Genomic DNA, 20,426 nt, shown 5'->3' on the forward strand with positions numbered 1-20,426 from the left:
CCGGGCCCGGACGGCCGGGTCGCCGTCGTCAGGCCGCGCGCAGGCGCTCGAGCATCCCGCGCAGGGTCTCGTTGAAGGTCGCGACCTCCTCCGGCGACATGTCGCCGAGGATGATCTCCTGACCACGCACCGAGATCGGGCGCATGAGGTGGTGCATCTCGGCACCCTCGGCGCTCAGGTACATCGGCCGTGACCCGCGCGGGCCGTCCGACAGCAGCAGCAGGCCCCGCTCGACGAGCACGTTGACGCTCTTCGAGACCACGGCCTTGTTCACGCCCAGGAACTCGGTCACCTCGGTCGCCGAGACCCCCGGCCGCGTCGCGGTGGCCGAGATCACGCGCCAGTCGTTCGTGCCGAGGTCGAACCTCCGGCGCAGCTCGTGCGACTCGCGCCACACCAGCGCGTTCGAGAGCAGGGCGAGCAGCCGCGGGGTGAAGGCGTCCGGCTCCAGGACATCGTCGAGCGGCTCCGTCACGGCCCCCTCGGGCGCCGCGTGGCGCCGCACCGTCGTCTCCATGACCTCCGTCATCGCGTTCCCTCCCCACGGATCCCACCGCGGTCGTCCGCACATTCTGGCAGACGCCGCGGCACGCGAACCTGCGCCACGCACCGGCCAACTCGTTTGCTCATATTCCTGTTTACATCTAAACAACATCCTGCTAGCTTCGCAATCACCCGGGCCGACGACGGCTCCGGGCGAAGTGCGAGGGTCGACGACGACATCCGCTGACGGTGTCGGTCGACCCCTGGTACAGGAGGCATGACACATGATCGAGACCGTCCTCGACTCGGGCGAGCGCCACTCCGTCGCGGAGCTGACCGACCTCGCCTACGAGCTCCGGCACAAGCTGCTCGAGCTCTGCGGCACCTACGAGGGGGCCGTGCACATCGGCGGCGACCTGTCGGTCGCCGACATCCTCACCGTGCTCTTCCACCACGGGCTCCGGATCGACCCGGACGACATCGCCAACCCGCAGCGCGACCGCTTCGTCCTGAGCAAGGGCCACGCCGCGGTGTGCATGTACATCGCGATGGCCATGCGCGGGTTCTTCCCGTACGACGAGATCGTCTCCACCTACGGGCAGCTCGACAGCGCCTACGGCATGCACCCGTGCAAAGTGCAGCTGCCGGGCGTCGAGTGCTCGACCGGGTCGCTGGGCCACGGCCTGCCGCTCGCCGTGGGCATGGCGCTCGGCGCCCGCCACCGCGGCGAGACCCACCGCGTGGTGACGCTGCTCGGCGACGGCGAGACGGGCGAGGGCTCGGTGTGGGAGGCCGTGATGGCCGGGCGCAGCCAGAAGCTCGGCAACCTCGTCGCCTTCGTCGACCGCAACCGCCAGCTCATGACGAGCTTCGCGGAGGAGCGCGTGATGTTCGAGCCGTACCCCGACAAGTGGCGCGCGTTCGGCTGGAACGTCATCCAGGTCGACGGCCACGACATGGGCCAGCTGGTCGACGCGATCGCGCAGCTCCCCTCCCCCGACAGCGACGTCCCCACGGTCGTCATCTGCGAGACCGTCAAGGGCAAGGGCGTCGACTTCATGGAGCGCAACCTCGCCTGGCACGCCGGATCGCTCGGCGCCGCCGACCTCGAGCGCGCCCTCGCCGCCCTTGCGGCGGGGCGCGAGAACACCACCGCGAACGAGCAGGAGGCCCGCTGATGCCCGTCACCTTCACCTTCGGAGAGATGCTCTCCGCGCGATCCGTGATCGGATCCACCCTCGCCGAGCTCGGCGACAGCCACCCGAACCTCTGGGTGCTCACGCCCGACATCGGCGCGACGCTCGTGGAGTTCCGCGACAAGCACCCCGAGCGCTTCGTCGACGTGGGCCTCGCCGAGCAGGCGTGCGTGGGCATCGCGGCCGGCCTCGCCTACGACGGCAACATCCCCGTCGTCTCGGGCATGCTCCCCTTCCTCTCGATGCGCGCGCTCGAGCAGGTCCGCACCGACGTCTGCTACCCGAACCTGCCGGTCAAGATCATCGGCACCCACGGCGGGCTGGTCGGAAACGGCGGCTCGACCCACTACGCGGTCGAGGACCTCAGCCTGATGTGCTCGCTCACGAACATGACCGTCACCTCGATCGGCGACCCGGTGATGGTGGGCGAGATCCTGCGGCAGTCGATGGACATGCCCGGCCCCATCTACATCCGTCTCGCCGTGGGCAAGAAGGACAAGGTGCTCTACGAGGCCGGCGAGCACGACATCCGGATCGGCAAGGGCATCGTCGCGCGCGACGGATCGGATGTGACGCTGTTCACGCACGGCACAACGGTCGCGCAGGCGCTGGACGCCGCCGAGGAGCTCGCGACCGACGGCATCTCGGTGCGTGTGGTCGACATGTTCACGCTGAAGCCCATCGACGCCGACCTCATCGAGCGCTGCGCCGCCGAGACGGACGGGCGCTTCGTGGTGCTCGAGGATCACCTGGCCTACGGCGGCCTGGCCTCGCGGGTGGCCGATGTGGTCGCCGACCGCGGCATCCGGCTGGAGTCGTTCGAGCGCCTGGGCATCCCGCAGGTCTACGCCGGATTCGGCGAGGACGAGCAGCTGCGCGACAAGCACGGCTACGGCCTGTCCGCCACGGTCGCCGCCCTCCGCCGCGCGGTCGCCCCCGCCACGCGCGCCGGCGCCGACGAGCCCGCGGCGGTCTGAGCCATGAGCATCCGCACCGTCGCGGTCACCCGGATCGGCAGCCTGCGCGATCCGGATGAGGCCGCCCGCGGGCAGATCGGCCTGGTCGACCTGCCCGACCAGCCCCTCGGGCCCGAGGACGTGCGCATCCGCGTCGCCTACGCCGCGATCTGCGGCTCCGACCCGCATCTCGCGGAGGGCTTCTTCGGCACCGACGTGCCGATCGGGCTCGGCCACGAGATCTCGGGCGTGATCGAGGCGCTCGGCGAGCGGGCCACCCGCAACGGGCTGAGGATCGGCGACCGCGTGGCGGGCAACTTCCTGAAGTTCTGCGGCGCCTGCCGCGCCTGCGTCGACGGCCGCCAGCAGTTCTGCGAGAACATCCAGGACTACAACCGGCCCGGCATGGCGCAGACCATCACCTGGCACGAGTCGCAGGTGCAGCGTCTGCCCGACGAGGTATCGCTGCTCGAGGGGTGCCTGCTCGAGCCGACCAGCGTCGCGATCCGCATCGCCGACAAGACCCGGATCCGCGTCGGCGACCGCGTCGCCATCTGCGGCGGCGGCCCGATCGGCCAGCTCGCGCTGCAGGTCATGGCGCGCTACGGCGCGACGTCGCTCACCCTGATCGAGCCGATCGCCGAGCGTCGCGAGATGGCGCTGCGCCATGGCGCGCAGCACGTGATCGATCCCGTCGGCGAGGATCAGGGCGCGCGCGCGGCCGAGATCACCGACGGCCGCGGCTACGACGTGGTGATCGATGCGTCGGGGTCGCCCCGGGCGGTGCGCGGCCTGCTCGACATCGCCGCGAAGGGCGCGACCGTCGTCTACGGCGCGATGTACCCGGACGACTTCGAGATGCCGCTGCACCTCTCGAACCACCTCTATCTCCAGGAGCTGACGCTCACGGGCGTGTTCGTCTCGCCCTACGCGTTCCCCCGGGCGCTGCAGATGCTGCCGCTGCTCGACCTCGATGAGCTCACCGCCGCCGTCTTCGAGCTGGAGGACGCCCCCGCGGCCTTCGCGGAGCACGTGAGCGGGAGGCACCCGAAGGTGATCATCCGCTGCAACCGGATCGAGGACGAGCGATGAGCGTCGCCGAGGCCCCCCTGGTCGCGACGGCGCCTCCCGTGCCGGCCCTGCAAACCGCCGGGATCACGAAGTCCTTCGAGGGGGTCGCCGCGCTGCGCGGGGTCGACCTCACGGTGATGCCGGGCGAGATCCACGCCCTGCTCGGGGAGAACGGCGCCGGCAAGTCGACGCTGATCAAGATCATCACCGGCGTCTACACGCATGACGACGGCACCGTGTCGGTCGACGGCGAGGCCGCCGACTTCTCGAGCGTGCGCGCCGCGAACCGGTCGGGGGTTGTGGCGCTGTACCAGGAGCTCTCGGTCGTGCCCACCATCAGCGTCGCCGAGAACATCGTCCTCACCGAGGGGGCGCCGTCCACCTTCGGCGTTGTGCGCAGCCGCGCCCTGCGCCAGCGCGCACGAGCGCTGCTCGGGCGCCTCAACCAGCGGATCCCGCTCGGCATGCTCGCGGGCGACCTGTCCCCCGTGCAGCAGACGATGGTGTCCATCGCGCGGGCGCTGGCGATGGACGCCCGGGTGCTCATCCTCGACGAACCGACCGCCTCGCTCACCGACACCGAGATCCGCGACCTCTTCACGGTGCTGCGCGGCCTGCGCGACGAGGGCGTCGCCGTCGTCTACGTCTCGCACCGCCTCGAGGAGGTCTTCGAGCTGTGCGATCGCCTCACGGTCATGCGCAACGGCAAGACCGTGGCGACGCGAGAAGTGGCCGAGTCGTCGATCGACGACGTCATCTCGACGATGGTCGGCCGCGAGCAGAGCGAGCTGTACCCGCCCCGCGACACCGCGAGCGACCGGGTGGTGCTCTCCGTGGAGGGCCTGTCGGGCCGGAGGGTCGCCGACGTGTCGTTCGAGCTGCGCGCGGGGGAGGTGCTGGGCGTGGGAGGCCTGGCGGGATCCGGACGCAGCGAGCTGGTGCGCCTGCTCGCCGGTGCCCAGAAGCGCTCGGCCGGCCGCATCGTGCTCGCGGGCGCCGACATCTCCGGCGGCGTGGGCCGCGCGCTCGATGCGGGCATCGCCCTCGTCCCCGAGGAGCGCCGCAGCCAGGGAGTGATCCTCTCGGCGCCGATCTCCGAGAACGTCGCGCTCGCGAACCTCGCCCACGTCAGCACCGGCAGCATCGTCTCGGGTCGCCGGGTCGCGCAGCTCGCGAAGGACGCGATGGCGAACCTGCGGATCAAGGCCGCCGGGCCGAGGCAGGACGTCGGGCAGCTCTCGGGCGGCAACCAGCAGAAGGTCGTGCTCGCGAAGATCCTCGCGCGCGGCCCGAAGGTGCTCCTGATGGACGAGCCCACCCGCGGCATCGACGTCGGCACGAAGGCAGAGATCTACCGCCTGATCCGCGAGCTCGCGGCGGGCGGCATGGCGGTCATCGCCGTCAGCAGCGAGCTCCCCGAGCTCATCGGGCTCTCCGACCGGATCCTCGTGATGCACGAGGGCCGGGTGGCCGGCGTCGTCGACGCCGCCACCACGTCGGACGAGCAGATCCTCACGCACGCCTATGGAAGGGACGCCTGAGATGGCGCAGACAGACACCCTCACGGTGCAGGCGGTCGCTCCCGCCCGCCGCAAGAGCTTCACCCAGCTGATCTGGCAGAGCAGCACGCTCGTCGCCCTGGTCGTGCTGATCGTGGTGTTCGCGATCGCCAGCGGCGGACGATTCGCCAGCCCGGCGAACCTCACGAACATCCTCAACGCGGTCGCGATCCTGACCATCGTCGCGGTGGCGCAGACCATCGTGATGGTCGTCGGCGACTTCGACCTCTCGGTCGGCATGACGGCCACCATGGGCGGGGCCACCGCCGGCGCCCTCCAGGTCGCCGGGGCCGGGATGGCGCCGTCCATCCTGGCGGGCGTCGCGGTCGGCATCGCGATCGGGGCGGTGAACGGCGCGCTCGTGGCGTTCCTGAACATCTCGGCGTTCGTCGCGACCCTCGCCACGATGACCGCGGTCGGCGGCCTCAACCTGCTGATCACCGACGGCACGAACATCTACGGCTGGCCCGAGGAGTTCAACATCGTCGGGCAGATGCGCATCAACGGCATCCCGGCGCCCGTGATCTACGCGGCGGTGATCTCGGTGGTCGTGTGGCTCGTGCTGCGCTTCACGACCCTGGGCCGCCGCTGGTACGCGATCGGCGGCAACGCCGAGGTCGCGCGTCTGTCGGGCGTGAGCGTGCGCCCCACGCGCTTCCTCGCGTTCGTCGCCGCCGGCGGCCTGTCGGCGCTGGCCGGCGTGGTGCTGGTCAGCCGCCTCGGCAGCGCTGGCCCCCACGCGGCCGATGACCGCATGATGTTCGCCGTCGCCGCGGTGTTCCTCGGCATGACCCTCCTGCGGTCGGGGCAGGCCAACATCGGCGGCACCCTGATCGGCGTCGCGATCATCGGCGTCGTCCAGAACGGCCTGAACCTCGTGGGCATCAACACGTACATCCAGCAGGTGCTGATCGGCCTGATCATCATCGGCGCCGTGCTGCTGTCCGGCCTCAAGACCCGCAACTCATAGCTCTCACCCTCACCACCCGCATCACGACAAAGGAGTTCACGATGCACGCACGCAACCCCCTCGCCCTCAAGCCGCTCGCGGCGGCCGGCATCGGCCTGTTCGCGATCGCCGCGCTGGCCGGATGCTCGGTCGACACCGGTCAGGGCGGATCCGGATCCGGTGGCGACACCGGGGCCGCCGCCCCCGACAAGAAGGACGGCAAGGGCGACGACGGCGTCTTCAAGGTCGCCGCCTTCACCGCCGGCTACGGCACCCCGGGCGGAAAGCTCACGCTCGACTACTTCGTCGAGGCCGGCGGCGAGCAGGACGACTGGGAGGTCACCCTCGACACCAGCGAGTTCAACTACGACGAGATCACCACCGAGATCCAGGCGCAGATCCAGAACGGCGCCGACGCGATCCTCGCCGGCTTCCCCGACCCGCGCCAGACCGCGGTCATCGAGCAGGCCGCCGCCGACGCCGGGATCCCGATCTTCTCGATCGACGGCGGCGTCGAGGCCAACGACGCCTTCGCGGTCGACATCACCTTCAGCCAGCAGCAGATGGCCGACGAGACGGTCGGTGCCCTCGAGGAGGCGGTCGGCGGATCGCTCGAGGGCAAGGACGTTATGGTGATCGGCCACGACCCCCACATCGGCATCCAGACGCGCAGCCACCTGGCCCTCGACCTCCTCGAGGAGAAGGGCGCGAACATCGCCGGCGGCGAGATGAAGCAGGTGCTGAACCCGGGCACGGGCCGCACCGAGGCGCTCACCTTCGTGCAGGACTACCTGCAGGCCAACCCCGACGGCCTCGACGCCGTGTGGGTCGGCTGGGACGACGGCGCGCTCGGCGCCGTCAAGGCCATCAACGAGGCCGGCCGCGACGACATCTTCGTCACCGGCGTGGACGCGCTGAAGGAGACCACGGAGGAGATCAAGAAGGACGGCCCGATGTACGCCTCCATGGCGCAGGACTGGATCAGCGTGGTCGACCAGGTCATCGACATCATGAACGACTACCGCGATTCCGCGACGCTGCCCGATGAGAACTTCATCGAGCTCCCGGCCGAGCTCATCGACCGCAGCAACGTCGACAGCTTCGAGCCGACGCTCTGATCCCGATGACCAGGCTGACGGATCCGGATCTCGCGGGGCTCACCTCCCTCGCGGGCGACATCGTGGTGGTGACCGGCGCCTCCAGCGGCATCGGGCAGGCCGCCGCCGAGATCTACGCGGCGGCGGGCGCGACGGTGGTTGTGCTCGGCCGCAGCGCGGACCGGGTGTCCGGGGTGGTCGGCGACATCGTCTCCGCGGGCGGCACGGCGCACGGGTATCCCGTCGACGTCGCCGTCCGCGGGGCGATCGACGCCGTGCTCGCCCGCGTCGTCGCCGAGGTCGGGCGGCCCACCGTGGTGGTCGCGAACGCCGGCATCGCCGGCGGCGCGAGCTACCGCGGGGCCGGTCGCCTCGCCGACTACACCGACGCCGAGTGGGACGAGGTGGTCGCCACCAACCTCACCGGCACGTTCGAGACGGTCCGTGCCGCGGCGCGGGTGCTCGAACCGGGCGGGCGCATCCTCGTCACGTCGTCGACCGCCGGCATGCGCACCGATCCGATGGTGTCGTACGCCTACGTGTCGACGAAGGCGGCCATCCTCAACTTCGTGCGCCAGACGGCCCTCGAGCTGGCGGAGCGCGGCATCCGCGTCAACGCCATCGCCCCGGGCCCCTTCAAGGGCACCCGGATCGGCGACGGCAGGACCGAGATCAGCGCCGAGGACGAGGCCATGTGGGCCTCCACCATTCCGCTCGGGCGGATGGGCACGATGGCCGAGATCCAGGGGCCCATGCTCTTCCTGGTCTCGCCTGCCTCCGCCTTCGTCACCGGCGCGATCCTGCCGGTCGACGGCGGCGCCCTCGCCCTCTCGCACACGAGCTTCTGACCGAGCTCCCCCTCATCACCCACCAGAAGGAGAACCCATGAGCCTGGACGGCAAAGTCGCCATCATCACCGGCGGAGCGAGCGGCATCGGCCGCGTCACCGTGCACAAGTTCGTGCGCGAGGGCGCGAAGGTGCTCGTCGCCGACATCGACCCGGATCGCGCCGCCGCCGTGGTGAAGGAGGTCGAGGATGCCGGATACCCCGGCGCGGCCGCCTCGACCGGCGTCGACGTGTCGGTGTTCGAGGAGGTCGAGGCGATGGTGGCGAAGGCCGTGGAGGTGTTCGGCGCCGTGCACGTGATCTTCAACAACGCCGGTATCGCGGGCGGCACGCCGCTGCTCGAGCACGACCCCGTCGCCGACTACGAGCGCATCATCGCGGTCGACCAGAACGGCGTCTACTACGGCATCGTCGCGGCGGGCCGGCAGATGGCGAGCCAGAGAACGGGAGGCGTCATCATCTCGACGTCGTCGGTGTACGGCGAGCAGGCGGCGGAGCTGGCCTTCACCTACAGCGCGGCCAAGGCCGCCGTGATCTCGTTCACCCGCTCGGCCGCCTACGAGCTCGCCGAGCACGGCATCCGCGCCGTGGCGATCACCCCCGGGCGCGTGGCGACCCCGATCATCAACCAGTTCAGCGACGAGCTGAAGGCCACCTTCGCCTCCGAGCAGCTGCGCGGGCGGCTCACGGAGCCCGAGGAGATCGCCGATGTCGTGGCGTTCCTCGCGTCCGACGAGTCGCGCGTCATCAACGGCACGGTCGTGAGCGTCGACGACGGCTACTCGGTGTTCAAGCAGCGCCTGGCCCTGCCGGTGTTCTGACCGGATCCGCCATGTCGACCATCCCCGAGCGTCTGCCCGCCGCGCTGGACGTCGCGTGCCATCTCAACGTGGTGCTCGCCGACCCGTCGTCGGACGTGCTCACCGCGGCCCTCGACGGCATCGCCGCCCGGGGGTTCCGGCGCATCGTGCTGCCGCCCGTCGATCCCGCGCGCTTCGACGCGGCCGGCTTCCGCCGGCTGTGCGAGGCGCGCGGGCTCTCGGCCATCCCGATCGCCGGCCAGTCACCGGACGCCGATGTGGCCTCCGCCGACCCCGCCGTGCGGGCGGCGGGGGTCGCCGCGCTGGACGACATGGTCGCGCTCGCCGCGCTGCTGGGATCGGACCAGCTCAACGGCGTGCCCTACGGCCTGTTCGGGCGCTCGCCCACCGAGGTGCCGCGGGACGCGTGGGAGCGTTCGGCCGCGGCCCTCGGGGAGGTGGCCGAGCGGGCGCACGAGCGCGGTGTGACCGTGGTGTTCGAGGTGCTCAACCGCTACGAGACCGCGATGATCAACACCGCCGAGCAGGCCATGGCCTACGCCGAGGCCAGCGGATCGCCGCACCTGCGGATCCATCTCGACACCTTCCACATGGCCGTCGAGGAGGAGGACGCGTCGGCGGCGATCCGGGCGGCGCTGCCGCGACTGGCGTTCCTCGAGCTCGGCCAGTCCGGCCGCGGCCGGCTCTCCCGCGGCGCGATCGACGTGACCGAGATCGTGCGGCGCGCGCTCGATGACGGCTACGAGGGCCGCTGGGGGGTCGAGGCGTTCAGCGCCGCGATCCTCCCGCCGCCGGCCCGCGACGCGCTCGCGATCTGGCGCGCCCCCTACGTCGACGGGCTCCATCTCGCCGACGACGCGGCGCGCCTGATCCGCGCCGGCTGGGCGGCGAGCGCACCCGGCCGACGCGCCGCGCGCCTGGCCCGCGCGGCCGCACACGACGGCACCGGCCCGGCAGACGGGAGCACCGGGGTGACGGATTCTGGCGACGATATTGTCTCCGATCCGTTCGTGGCACACACTGAACCCGAGACCCGAACTCGCACCGGCGCATCCGCGTCGGACGACCCCCGCCGGGAGCCCCCGGCCCACGACAGCGCGGGCGCGACGATGCCCGCACCCCCACACCCCGCGGGCGCGAACGCACCCGCAGCACACACAGAGAGGTGAGTGATCCCATGACGGACACCCAGGACGCAGTCGTCAGCACCGATGCGGCAGACGGCGCGGCGTCGGACACCGAGGCCGGGCGGGCGCAGGCCGATGCGGCCGTCCGCACCGGCCTGTTCATCGGCGGCGAGGAGCGTTTCACGGACGAGGTGGTGAAGATCGCCGACCCCGGCAAGCCGGGCGTCATCGTGGGCGAGGCCGCATCGGCGTCGCCGCAGGACGTGGCCGACGCGGTCGCCGCGGCGAAGGCCGCGTTCCCCTCGTGGTCGGCCCTGTCGGCCCACGAGCGCGCCTCCGCCATGGCGGAGGCCATCGCCGGCATCGCGGACGACCGCGACGCGGACGCGGCCATCCTGTCGCAGGAGAACGGCAAGATCCGGATGGAGGCGTGGATCGACGCGCTGGTGTTCGAGATCCGCTGGAACGTGACCCTCGGGGTCGCCGACCAGGTCGATGTGGACACCACGCTGGAGCCGGCGCCCGGCATCCCGGTCACGACTCGCATCGCGCACTCGCCGCTCGGCGTGGTCTCGATCATCGTGCCCTTCAACTGGCCGATCGCGATCCTGGGCGCCGCCCTGCCGAACGCGCTGCTGGCGGGCAACACCGTTGTGGTCAAGCCGCCGGCCTCGGCGCCGCTGGCGACCGCGCGCCTTGTGCAGCGGGTGGCGCAGAAGCTGCCCGCCGGCGTGCTCAACGTCGTCACGGGCAAGGACGAGAACATGTCGGCGCTCATCCAGAACCCCGACGTCGCCAAGCTGTCCTTCACCGGCAGCGTCAACGGCGGCAAGCGGATGATGGAGATGGCGTCCAAGTCGCTCACCCGCGTGACGCTCGAGCTCGGCGGCAACGACGCGGCGGTCATCGCCGAGGACGCCGTGCTGGACGACACGCACATCGACCGCCTGTTCGGCGCGATCTACGACACCACGGGCCAGATCTGCATGAACGCCAAGCGCGTCTACGTGCACCGCTCGCGGCAGGACGAGCTCGTCGCCGCGCTGGAGGGCCGCCTGCAGAAGGTCGTCCTCGGGTACGGCCTCGACGAGGGAACGACGATGGGCCCGCTGCATCAGCCGGCGCAGAAGGCGTTCGTCGAGGAGATCATCCAGGAGGCGAAGGACGCGGGCGCCGAGGTGCGCGAGTACGGCGAGCTGCCGGGCGGCGAGCTCGAGGGCGGCAACTTCCTGCGCCCCGCGCTGGTCATCGACCCCGACCCGTCGCTGCGGGTGGTGACGCAGGAGCAGTTCGGCCCGGTGATCCCGATCATCCCGTTCGACACCGAGGAGGAGGCCATCGCGGCCGCCAACGACACGTGGGCGGGCCTGGGCGGCAGCGTCTGGACCTCCAGCCCGGAGACCGCGCAGCGCATCGGGGCGCAGCTGCACTGCGGCTACGTCTGGATCAACGACCACGGCGCCAACCGCCTCGACCTGCGCGCGCCCTTCGGCGGCGTGAAGCAGTCGGGCATGGGCCGCGAGCAGGGCATCGAGGGCGTCCGCGACTTCCAGGACACCCGCTCGATCGCCACGCTCGACGAGGCGGCGCTGGCGGCGATGGCGCACTGACACCCGGTGCCGTCGCGCACGCGACGGGCGCAGCGAAGGGCGAGCGGATCCGATCCGCTCGCCCTTCGTCATGGACGCGGGGTCAGGATCCGTAGAGGCCCGCGGTGCCGACCGTGCCCACCACGAACGCGCCGATGGCGAGGCCGATCAGCAGGATGATGATGTCGAGCGCGATGAAGATGTAGCCGAGCACCAGACCGGTGATCGCCATGCCGCGGCCGCCGAGCCCGTCGCGGTTGACCTGGCGCAGGGCCATGTGGCCGAGGATCACCGCGGCGAGCGGGAACAGCGGCGTGAACCAGCCGATGACCGGGATCCACGCGATCCAGAGCGGCACGAACGACGCGATGCCGAGGATCATCGCCCAGATCGCGAGCACGCTGTTGCGCGGCGCGGCGGCGTAGGCCCCCGGGGCATACGGGTTCTGCCCGTAGGGATTCTGCGGCGGCTGCAGCGGCGACTGCTGGCCATACGGCTGCTGACCATACGGCTGCGGCTGGCCGGAGGGCTGCAGCCCGTACGGCTGCCGGTCGGAGGGCTGCGGCGGCGCGGGCGGCCGGGGCAGGGAGTCGCCCTGCGGGTTCTCGGGGTAGGACATGGGGCCGATCGTATCGGCAGGCGACCCGCCCGGCGTCGGGGACAGCCCCCCGGCTCACCCCCGGCTCACCCCCGCGTCTGGGCTGGGTTCTCCCCATCGACGGACTTTCACGGGGCGTTCACGTCCGGGCCACCGCGGGGCAAGGCGCTGGGCCGCCCGCGCTCCTATGTTTCCCGAGTCGGCCCGGCTCGCGCCGCGAGCGGACCGACGTCCCGCCTGCATCACATACCCGGAAGGCACTCATGCAGACCACCGTCACGCGCGGCCTCGCGCTCACCGCGGGCCTCGCCCTCGCGTTCGGCCTCGCCGCCTGCTCGTCGACCACCACCAAGCCGGCCGACGCCGGCGCACAGACGCCCGCCGCCGCGGACAGCGCGTCGGAGGGCACGTTCGCCAAGGACGAGGACACGATCGTGTTCGCCACCCTCCCCGACCACGAGGGCGCCGAGCAGGACGCCCAGCCGATCGCCGACTGGATCGCGGAGATCACGGGCAAGACCGTCGAGTTCCTCCCCGCGACCGACTACACCGCGGTCGTCCAGGGCCTCGCCTCCGGCCAGGTCGACGTGGCGCAGATCTCGTCGTTCACGTACTACCAGGCCCAGAACGCCGGGGCCGAGATCACCCCGATCGGCGCGCAGATCACCGCCGAGGGCGCCGAGCCCGGCTACTTCTCGGTCGCGATCAAGAACCCCGCCGCCACCGGTGTCGAGACCATCGAGGACTTCGCCGACCAGCCGGTCTGCTTCGTCAACCCGACGTCGACCTCGGGTCGCGCGATCCCGATGTCGCAGCTGATGAACGCGGGGGTGACCGTCTCGGAGGAGAACACCGTCTACGGCGAGGAGCACGACCTCAACGCCGCCAAGGTGGCCGAGGGTGCCGACTGCCAGGTCGGCTTCGCCCAGGACACCGACGCCGATCCGCTCATCGAGGCCGGCTCGCTCGTCGAGGTCGACCGCTTCCAGGTGCCCGGCGCGCCGATCGTGATGCAGTCCGCCCTCCCGCAGGAGGTCCAGGACCAGCTGCGCGAGGCGATGGTCGACTCGACCCAGGCGTCGCTGACCGACGCGGGCATCGAGCTCAACGAGTTCCTCACCGAGAACTGGTTCGGCTTCGGCAGCGTCGACGACGCGTACTTCGACACGATCCGCGACGTCTGCGACCAGATCGCCGACCAGGTCGAGGCCTGCCGCGCGTAAGCGCCGGCGTCTCGGGAGAGCACTGACATGACGAACAGCGACACCCCCGCCCAGAGCCCCGCCGTCCGGACCCGGGAGCTCGGCAAGACCTACCCGGGTGCGTCCGCACCGGCTCTGACGGAGGTGTCGCTGTCCGTCGCTCCCGGCGAGATCGTGGTGCTGCTCGGCCTCTCGGGGTCGGGCAAGTCCACCCTGCTGCGCCACATCAACGGCCTGGAGACCCCGACGACCGGATCCGTCCAGTCGCTCGGCGAGGAGGTCACCCGGCTGCGCGGCCGCGAGCTGCGGTCGCTCCGCGGCCGGGTCGGCTTCATCTTCCAGCAGTTCGAGCTCGTCGGCGCGCTGTCGGTGCTCGAGAACGTCCTCACCGGCTCGCTGTCCACCCTCCGCGGGCCGCGCGTGGGGGTCTGGAGCTATCCCCGGGCGCTGCGCGAGAAGGCGCTCGGCCACATCGAGCGCGTGGGCCTGCTCGATCGCACGTACCAGCGCGCCGACCGCCTCTCGGGGGGTCAGCAGCAGCGGGTGGCGATCGCCCGCGCCCTGATGCAGGATCCGGAGATCCTGCTCGCCGACGAGCCCGTCGCCTCGCTCGATCCCGAATCCAGCAGCCAGGTCATGGCCCTCATCCGCGAGATCGCGGCCGAACGCGGCCTCACCGTGGTGTGCTCGCTGCACCAGGTCGACCTCGCCCTGAGCTGGGGCGACCGCATCGTCGGTCTCCGGGGCGGCCGGGTGGTGCTCGACACCCCCACCGACAACCTCGGCCGCGAGCAGGTCATGGAGATCTACGGCCGCGTGGCCACCTCGACCTCCGAGATCGCCGCGCTCGAGGACGAGCTCGCCGAGGCGCGCGAGCAGGTGCTCGCGCAGGAGCTGCGTCGTGCCGCCGCCGGGGAGGACCGCGCGTGACCACGGTCGCCGCGCGCGCCGCCCTCGTCCCGCGCCCGGCTCCCCCGCTGTCGGCGATCGTCTCGTACGGCGTCATCGTCGCCATCCTCGGACTCGGCGTCTGGTCGTTCGTCGCCCTCGACTTCACCCCCAAGGGGCTCGAGACCGTCGGCCCGAACATCGCCCGCTTCCTCGACATGGCCACGCCCCTGCAGTGGCCGGGGTGGGAGGTCGCCGGCGAGCGCCAGGCCGACGGATCAACCGTCTTCACCACCTCGTTCGTCGGGTTCGCGCCGATCTGGGACATGGTGCTCACGGTCGCCATCACCCTCGCGCTCGTCATCGCCGGCACCGCGCTCGCCGCGGTCCTGTCCGTCCCCGTCGCCTACGGCGCCGCCCGCAACACCACGCCGAACGGCGTCGTCCTCGCCCTGTGCCGGGGCATCGGGGTCATCGCCCGCGCGATCCCCGACATCGTGTTCGTGGTGTTCTTCGCCTTCCTCTGGTTCAACTCCGGCACGCTGCCGGCGATCCTCGCGATCGGGCTGCACTCGGTCGGGATGATCTCGAAGATGTTCGCCGACGCCATCGAGCAGATCGACGAGGGGCCGCGCCTCGCGATCCGCGCCGCGGGCGGCAGCAAGGCGCAGGAGTTCTGGGCCGGCGTGGTGCCCCAGGCCCTCCCCGCCTGGATCGCCGTGGCCCTGCACCGCGCCGACATCAACCTGCGCGGCACCGTGATCCTCGGTGTCGTGGGTGTGGTGGGCATCGGCTACGAGCTCGACGACGCCCTGCACGCGGGCCCGGCCGGCATGCGGCGGGTGGTGCCGCTCGTGGTGATCATCATCGCGCTGTGCATCGCGTTCGAGATCGTCTCGTCGACGATCCGCGCGCGGCTGCTGAACGTCGCCCCACGGGAGGGCGGGCTCGGCGGTGCCGTCGCCCGCGCCGCCCGCCGGGGGCGCACGACACCGTCTGCGCCGTCGCGGCACCCCGTGCCGGCACCGGATCGCGCCGCCCGGATCGCCGAGGCCCTGTCCCGCCCCTGGGATCGCGAGCGCGTCTCGACCACCGTCTGGATCTGGGCGGGTGTCGCGATCGTCGTCGCGGCGTTCGCGTACGCCGCCCCCGACGTCGCCCGTCTTCTCGCCCCCACCTGGCAGCAGCTGGTGGATCCGGCCCAGGGCCGGGCGCTGTGGCCCCTCACCTTCGGCTCCAACGGCTGGGGCGAGGTGCTGGCCGCCGTGCTGCGCACGGTGCAGATCGCCTTCGCGGCGACGCTGATGGCGGCCGTGATCTCGGCGCTGGTCGGCCCGCTCTCGGCGCGCAACGTCGCCCCGAACGGCACGGTGCGCAACCTGTTCCGCGGTCTCGCGCTCGTGGTGCGCTCGGTGCCTGACCTCGTGGTGGCGATCCTGTTCATCATCGCCGCGGGCATGGGGCCGCAGGCGGCCACGCTCGCCCTCGGCATCGGCGGCGTGGGGCTGCTGTCGAAGCTGATCGGCGACTCCATGGAGGAGGTGCCGGGCGGCCCCGAGCGCGCGCTGGCGGCCGGCGGGTCCACCCGCGCCCAGGTGTTCTTCTCGTCGACGGTGCCGATGTCGGTGCCCGCGCTGGTGAGCCACCTCATGTATGTGCTCGAGCAGAACATCCGCTCGGCGACGCTGCTGGGCGTTGTCGGCGCGGGCGGCGTCGGATTCCTGCTGCTCAACTCGCTGCAGGCGCGCCACTTCGACGAGGTGTTCGCCTACGTCCTGGTCGTGATCGGGATGGTCGTCGTCGTCGAGACGCTCGCGATCCTGATCCGGCGCGCGGTGCGGTGACGGCCCGGATCAGCTGAAGATGCGCTTCAGCACACCCGACTTCTTCTTCGGGCTGAGCTGCTTCTGCAGGTAGACCGTGCCGAGCCAGCGCTCGAACTTGAAGCCGACCTTGCCCATCCGCCCCACCTCGACGAAGCCCAGCTTCTCGTGCAGCGCGATCGATCCCTCGGCGCCCTTGTCGCTGATCACGGCGACGAGCTGGCGCAGGCCGATCTCCTCGCAGGCCTCGATGAGCGCCTCGAGCAGGGCGCGGCCGAGGCCCTTTCCGGTCGCCGCCTGCCCCAGGTAGATCGAGTTCTCGACGGTGTAGCGGAACGCCGACTTCCCCGCCCACGGCGACACGAGGGCATATCCCAGCACCTGACCGGTCGGCGCGACGGCGACGAGGAACGGCAGACCGAGCTTCTGCAGGTGGTCGAATTTCTCGCGCCACCTCTTGTGCGTCCAGGCCTTCTCGTCGAAGGTCACCACCGAGTTGCGCACGTAGTAGTTGTAGATCTCGCGGATGTCGGGCAGATCGCCCGCGCGGGCGGGGCGGATCTCGTACGTGAAGGGGCGCTCCGGCTCGGGCTGCTTCTGCAGGTGGCGCGGCAGCACGCGGCGCTTCTGGTACTCCTCCTCCAGCATGCGATCCAGCCTAGAACCCGGGGATGTCGAGCGTGTGTCGCGCGTCGATCGTCCAGTCGACAGGATCGGCGCCCTGCGCGACGAGGAGGTCGTTCGCCCGCGAGAACGGCCGCGATCCGAAGAACCCCGACCGCGCCGACAGGGGCGACGGGTGGGCCGACTCGACCACCGGCACATCCCCCAGCAGCGGCTTCAGCTCGCGAGCGGGCCTCCCCCACAGGATCGCGACGAGCGGCCCGCCGCGCGCGACCAGCGCGCCGATCGCGTGGGCGGTGACGCCCTCCCATCCCCAGCCGCGGTGGGATCCAGCCTGGCCGGGGCCGGGGCGCACGGTGAGGACGCGGTTGAGCAGCAGGACCCCCTGGTCGGCCCAGGCCGACAGGTCGCCGTGCGGCGCGGGCTCGATGCCCAGGTCGTCCTGCAGCTCGCGGTAGATGTTGCGCAGGCTCGGCGGCAGCGGGCGGACGTGCCGGTCCACCGCGAACGACAGCCCGATCGGGTGCCCCGGGGTGGGATAGGGGTCCTGGCCCACGATCAGCACCCGCACGTCCGCGAGCGGGCGCTCGAACGCGCGCAGCACCCGATCCCGAGCCGGAAGGAAGCCGTCCGGGTCCGCGGTCAGGCGCTGCGCGAGCGCGTCGATGTCGCCCGCGACGGGCGCGAGCGCGCGGGCCCAGCCCCGGTCGACGCTGTCGAGGTTCAGGCCGAGCCCTCCTCGCCCGCGTCCTCCTCGCGCACGGTGCCCTTCCACGACCACGGGAAGTCGATCCACAGATCCGTGGCCTTCCAGAAGTAGTCCGGCTCGATGATCGTGGTGGGCTTGGTGTAGATCGTCACCGAGCGCACATCGGCGCCCTTGGCCTTGAGCAGGTCGACGGCGAGGCGCAGCGTGCGCCCCGAGTCGGCGACGTCGTCGACCAGCAGCACCCGGCGGCCGTCGAGGTAGGCCATGTCGAGCTCGGGGGGCAGCACCTCGGGCGCGTCCAGCACGGTGCCGATGCCCGTGTAGAACTCGACGTTCAGGGCGCCGCAGTTCTTGGCGCCGAGGCCGTACGAGATCGCGCCGGCCGGCAGCAGCCCGCCGCGGGCGATCGCGACGACGACCTCGGGCACGAAGCCGTCGTCCAGGATGCGCCGCGCCAGATCGCGGGCCGCCTCTCCGAATCCGTCCCAGGAGAGGTGCTCGCGGATGTGGGTGTCAGGCACGGGGGTCCTTTCGTTCCTCTTGTGGAGGATCAGTCGCGCGGCTTCAGGGTGCCGCGGTGGAGAAGGTGCTGGGCCGACTGTGCGACCGGCCGCAGCGTGATGAGGTCGAGGTTGACGTGGCCGGGGGCGTTCAGCGCGTACGCGATGACGTCGGCGACGTCCTCGGCCACGAGCGGGTGGTCGACGCCGTCGTACAGCGCGTCGGCCCGGGCCGCGTCCCCCAGGCGGTTGAGCGAGAACTCGGGGGTGTGCACCATTCCCGGCGCCACCTCGATCACGCGGATCGGCTCGCCGTTGAGCTCCTGGCGGAGGGCGTGCACGAGCATCGCCTCGGCGGCCTTCGCGGCGTTGTAGCCGCCGCCCCCGGGGTAGGCGACCTGCGCGGCCGTCGACGTGACGAACAGCGTGTCGGCGTGGGTCGCGCCGGACCGGATCCGCTCGCGCAGCTGCGGCATCAGCGCCTTCACCAGGCGCTGGGCCGAGAGCACGTTGACGTCGTACATCCACGTCCAGTCGTCGGTGTCGCCGTCCTCGACGCGGTCGGCGCCGCGCGCGCCGCCGGCGACGTGGACGAGCGCGTCGACTCCGCCGGTCGCGGCGAGGTGCGCGACGAGGGCGTCGACGTCCGCCTGGGCGGTGAGATCCGCGGCGAACACGTCGGCGCCCGTCTCGGCGGCCAGCTCCTCGAGCCGATCGGCGCGGCGGGCGACGCCCACCACGTCCCATCCGGAGGCACGCAGCGCCCGCGCGGCGGCGGCCCCGATGCCCGAACTGGCTCCCGTCACGATGGCGCGCCGGTTCCGGATGGCGGCGGAGGCGCCTGATTCGCTGGTGGTCACTGGTCGAGCGTACCTTTTCGACGCTGGGTGGACGGCGCGATCCCCCGGCCGTTGTATGACGCCCCATGTCCCACGGATTGCCTGGTCAGAGGGGTCGCCGTAACGTCGGATGCGGGCCGCACCGGCTCGATTCTCTGAGCCCTGAGGGGGAGGTTCCGATGTCCGACGACACCACGCAGCAGCTGCGTTTCGAGACTCTGCAGATCCACGCCGGCGCGGCGCCGGACCCGGTGACGGGTGCCCGCGCGACGCCGATCTACCAGACCACGTCGTACGTGTTCCGCGACTCGCAGCACGCGTCGAACCTGTTCTCGCTCGCCGAGGCCGGCAACATCTACACGCGCATCCAGAACCCGACGCAGGACGTCGTCGAGCAGCGCCTCGCGGCGCTCGAGGGCGGCACCGGCGCGCTGCTGGTCGCCTCCGGCCAGGCCGCCGAGACGTTCGCGGTGCTCAACATCGCGCAGGCCGGCGACCACATCGTCTCGTCCTCGTCGATCTACGGCGGCACGTACAACCTCTTCAAGTACACGCTCGCCAAGCTCGGGATCGAGACGACGTTCGTCGAGAACCAGGACGACCCGGAGGCCTGGCGCGCCGCGGTCCGCCCGAACACGAAGCTGTTCTTCGCCGAGACCATCGGCAACCCGGCGATCAACGTCCTCGACATCCGCACCGTGGCCGACATCGCCCACGAGAACGGCGTGCCGCTGATCGTCGACAACACGATCGCCACCCCGTACCTGATCCGCCCGTTCGAGCACGGCGCCGACATCATCGTCCACTCGGCGACGAAGTTCCTCGGCGGTCACGGCACCACGATCGGCGGCGTCATCATCGACGGCGGCCGCTTCTCGTGGTCCGGCAACGCCGACCGCTTCCCGGGCCTCACGGCGCCGGACCCGTCCTACCACGGCGCCGTCTACACCGAGGCGGTGGGCGACGGCCTCGCCTACATCATCAAGGCGCGCGTGCAGCTGCTGCGCGACCTGGGCGCCTCCATCGCCCCGCAGAGCGCCTGGCAGCTGCTGCAGGGCATCGAGACCCTGTCGCTGCGCGTCGAGCGTCACGTGCACAACGCCCAGCTGGTGGCCGAGTGGCTCGAGAACCACCCCGACGTCGCGACGGTCTACTACTCGGGCCTGCCGACCTCGCCGTGGTACGCGGCCGCCAACACCTACGCCCCCAAGGGCGTCGGCGCGGTGCTGTCGTTCGAGCTCAAGGGCGGCGTCGACGCCGGCCGCGCGTTCGTCGACTCGCTCGAGCTGTTCAGCCACCTGGCCAACATCGGTGACGTGCGCTCGCTCGTGATCCACCCGGCCTCGACCACGCACTCGCAGCTCACCCCCGAGCAGCAGCTGAGCGCGGGCGTCACCCCCGGTCTGGTCCGCCTGTCGGTGGGCCTCGAGAACGTCGAGGACCTGCTCGCCGACCTCGATCAGGCGCTCACGGTGGCCCGCGAGACGTCGGCCGCGGCCCGCGCGTAACGCCACCCTCACCACCCGTCGCCGAGAGGCCCGCCCCGTA

20 protein-coding genes are annotated in these 20,426 nt (G+C 71.5%); 14 read left to right on the forward strand and 6 right to left on the reverse strand.

Annotated elements, in window-relative coordinates:
• Positions 1–28: 28 nt before the first annotated feature.
• A complete protein-coding gene (locus tag ACOKGD_RS11325; RefSeq protein ID WP_342337426.1) occupies positions 29–529 on the reverse strand; it encodes a MarR family winged helix-turn-helix transcriptional regulator in 501 nt (166 codons plus the stop codon).
• A 238-nt stretch (positions 530–767) separates the two neighbouring features.
• On the opposite strand from ACOKGD_RS11325, the gene ACOKGD_RS11330 reads away from it, so the two are divergent.
• The 10 genes from ACOKGD_RS11330 to ACOKGD_RS11375 are packed head-to-tail and all read left to right on the forward strand — an operon-like array spanning position 768 to position 11,716.
• Entirely contained in the window at positions 768–1,661 is an 894-nt protein-coding gene (locus ACOKGD_RS11330; RefSeq protein WP_342337427.1) for a transketolase, read from the forward strand.
• Entirely contained in the window at positions 1,661–2,656 is a 996-nt protein-coding gene (locus ACOKGD_RS11335; RefSeq protein WP_342337428.1) for a transketolase family protein, read from the forward strand. The genes ACOKGD_RS11330 and ACOKGD_RS11335 overlap by 1 nt, the downstream gene beginning before the upstream one ends.
• 3 nt (positions 2,657–2,659) lie before the next feature.
• Positions 2,660–3,727, forward strand: a complete 1,068-nt coding sequence (locus ACOKGD_RS11340) for a zinc-dependent alcohol dehydrogenase (protein ID WP_342337429.1) — start codon at positions 2,660–2,662, stop codon at positions 3,725–3,727.
• Complete coding sequence (locus ACOKGD_RS11345; protein ID WP_342337430.1) at positions 3,724–5,247, forward strand: sugar ABC transporter ATP-binding protein; 1,524 nt, start codon at positions 3,724–3,726, stop codon at positions 5,245–5,247. Before ACOKGD_RS11340 ends, ACOKGD_RS11345 begins: the two co-directional genes overlap by 4 nt.
• 1 nt (position 5,248) lies before the next feature.
• A complete protein-coding gene (locus ACOKGD_RS11350) occupies positions 5,249–6,235 on the forward strand; it encodes an ABC transporter permease (RefSeq protein ID WP_342337431.1) in 987 nt (328 codons plus the stop codon).
• Between the two features lie 41 nt (positions 6,236–6,276).
• Positions 6,277–7,332 carry a sugar ABC transporter substrate-binding protein gene (locus tag ACOKGD_RS11355; protein ID WP_342337432.1) on the forward strand — a complete coding sequence of 352 codons (1,056 nt, stop codon included), beginning with the start codon at positions 6,277–6,279 and terminating at the stop codon, positions 7,330–7,332.
• 5 nt (positions 7,333–7,337) lie between these two features.
• Positions 7,338–8,159 carry an SDR family NAD(P)-dependent oxidoreductase gene (locus ACOKGD_RS11360; RefSeq protein ID WP_342337433.1) on the forward strand — a complete coding sequence of 274 codons (822 nt, stop codon included), beginning with the start codon at positions 7,338–7,340 and terminating at the stop codon, positions 8,157–8,159.
• Positions 8,160–8,196: 37 nt separating this feature from the next.
• On the forward strand, positions 8,197–8,979 hold the full coding sequence (locus tag ACOKGD_RS11365; protein WP_342337434.1) for an SDR family NAD(P)-dependent oxidoreductase: 783 nt from the start codon (positions 8,197–8,199) through the stop codon (positions 8,977–8,979).
• A gap of 11 nt (positions 8,980–8,990) precedes the next feature.
• Positions 8,991–10,148 carry a sugar phosphate isomerase/epimerase family protein gene (locus ACOKGD_RS11370; RefSeq protein ID WP_342337435.1) on the forward strand — a complete coding sequence of 386 codons (1,158 nt, stop codon included), beginning with the start codon at positions 8,991–8,993 and terminating at the stop codon, positions 10,146–10,148.
• An 8-nt stretch (positions 10,149–10,156) separates the two neighbouring features.
• On the forward strand, positions 10,157–11,716 hold the full coding sequence (locus ACOKGD_RS11375) for an aldehyde dehydrogenase family protein (RefSeq protein ID WP_342337437.1): 1,560 nt from the start codon (positions 10,157–10,159) through the stop codon (positions 11,714–11,716).
• An 82-nt stretch (positions 11,717–11,798) separates the two neighbouring features.
• On the opposite strand, the gene ACOKGD_RS11380 is transcribed toward ACOKGD_RS11375, so the two are convergent.
• The gene (locus tag ACOKGD_RS11380) at positions 11,799–12,314 is read right to left on the reverse strand and encodes a DUF4190 domain-containing protein (RefSeq protein WP_342337438.1); all 516 of its coding nucleotides are present in this window, start codon (positions 12,312–12,314) and stop codon (positions 11,799–11,801) included.
• A gap of 242 nt (positions 12,315–12,556) precedes the next feature.
• Here ACOKGD_RS11380 and ACOKGD_RS11385 point away from each other — a divergent pair, with 242 nt between their 5' ends.
• Genes ACOKGD_RS11385 through ACOKGD_RS11395 form a run of 3 tightly spaced genes read left to right on the forward strand, consistent with a single transcriptional unit; the run spans position 12,557 to position 16,227 of the window.
• Positions 12,557–13,516: a PhnD/SsuA/transferrin family substrate-binding protein gene (locus ACOKGD_RS11385; protein ID WP_342337439.1), complete on the forward strand. Its 960-nt coding sequence runs from the start codon at positions 12,557–12,559 to the stop codon at positions 13,514–13,516.
• A gap of 27 nt (positions 13,517–13,543) precedes the next feature.
• Positions 13,544–14,425, forward strand: coding sequence for a phosphonate ABC transporter ATP-binding protein (gene phnC, locus ACOKGD_RS11390; protein ID WP_342337440.1), 882 nt, complete (start codon positions 13,544–13,546; stop codon positions 14,423–14,425).
• Positions 14,422–16,227: a PhnE/PtxC family ABC transporter permease gene (locus ACOKGD_RS11395; RefSeq protein WP_342337441.1), complete on the forward strand. Its 1,806-nt coding sequence runs from the start codon at positions 14,422–14,424 to the stop codon at positions 16,225–16,227. The genes phnC and ACOKGD_RS11395 overlap by 4 nt, the downstream gene beginning before the upstream one ends.
• A gap of 9 nt (positions 16,228–16,236) precedes the next feature.
• Here the strand turns inward: ACOKGD_RS11395 and ACOKGD_RS11400 are convergent, their stop codons facing one another.
• Genes ACOKGD_RS11400 through ACOKGD_RS11415 form a run of 4 tightly spaced genes read right to left on the reverse strand, consistent with a single transcriptional unit; the run spans position 16,237 to position 18,848 of the window.
• Positions 16,237–16,854 carry a GNAT family N-acetyltransferase gene (locus tag ACOKGD_RS11400; protein WP_342337442.1) on the reverse strand — a complete coding sequence of 206 codons (618 nt, stop codon included), beginning with the start codon at positions 16,852–16,854 and terminating at the stop codon, positions 16,237–16,239.
• 10 nt (positions 16,855–16,864) lie between these two features.
• The gene (locus ACOKGD_RS11405; RefSeq protein ID WP_342337492.1) at positions 16,865–17,557 is read right to left on the reverse strand and encodes a uracil-DNA glycosylase; all 693 of its coding nucleotides are present in this window, start codon (positions 17,555–17,557) and stop codon (positions 16,865–16,867) included.
• On the reverse strand, positions 17,554–18,060 hold the full coding sequence (locus tag ACOKGD_RS11410; protein ID WP_342337443.1) for a phosphoribosyltransferase: 507 nt from the start codon (positions 18,058–18,060) through the stop codon (positions 17,554–17,556). The genes ACOKGD_RS11405 and ACOKGD_RS11410 overlap by 4 nt, the downstream gene beginning before the upstream one ends.
• A 29-nt stretch (positions 18,061–18,089) precedes the next feature.
• On the reverse strand, positions 18,090–18,848 hold the full coding sequence (locus ACOKGD_RS11415; RefSeq protein WP_342337493.1) for an SDR family oxidoreductase: 759 nt from the start codon (positions 18,846–18,848) through the stop codon (positions 18,090–18,092).
• A gap of 209 nt (positions 18,849–19,057) precedes the next feature.
• Between ACOKGD_RS11415 and ACOKGD_RS11420 the strand changes: the two genes are divergently transcribed.
• Positions 19,058–20,386 carry a bifunctional o-acetylhomoserine/o-acetylserine sulfhydrylase gene (locus ACOKGD_RS11420; protein ID WP_342337444.1) on the forward strand — a complete coding sequence of 443 codons (1,329 nt, stop codon included), beginning with the start codon at positions 19,058–19,060 and terminating at the stop codon, positions 20,384–20,386.
• The last annotated feature ends 40 nt before the right edge of the window (positions 20,387–20,426 follow it).

Source organism: Microbacterium phosphatis (assembly GCF_049177115.1).
GTDB lineage: Bacteria > Actinomycetota > Actinomycetes > Actinomycetales > Microbacteriaceae > Microbacterium > Microbacterium phosphatis.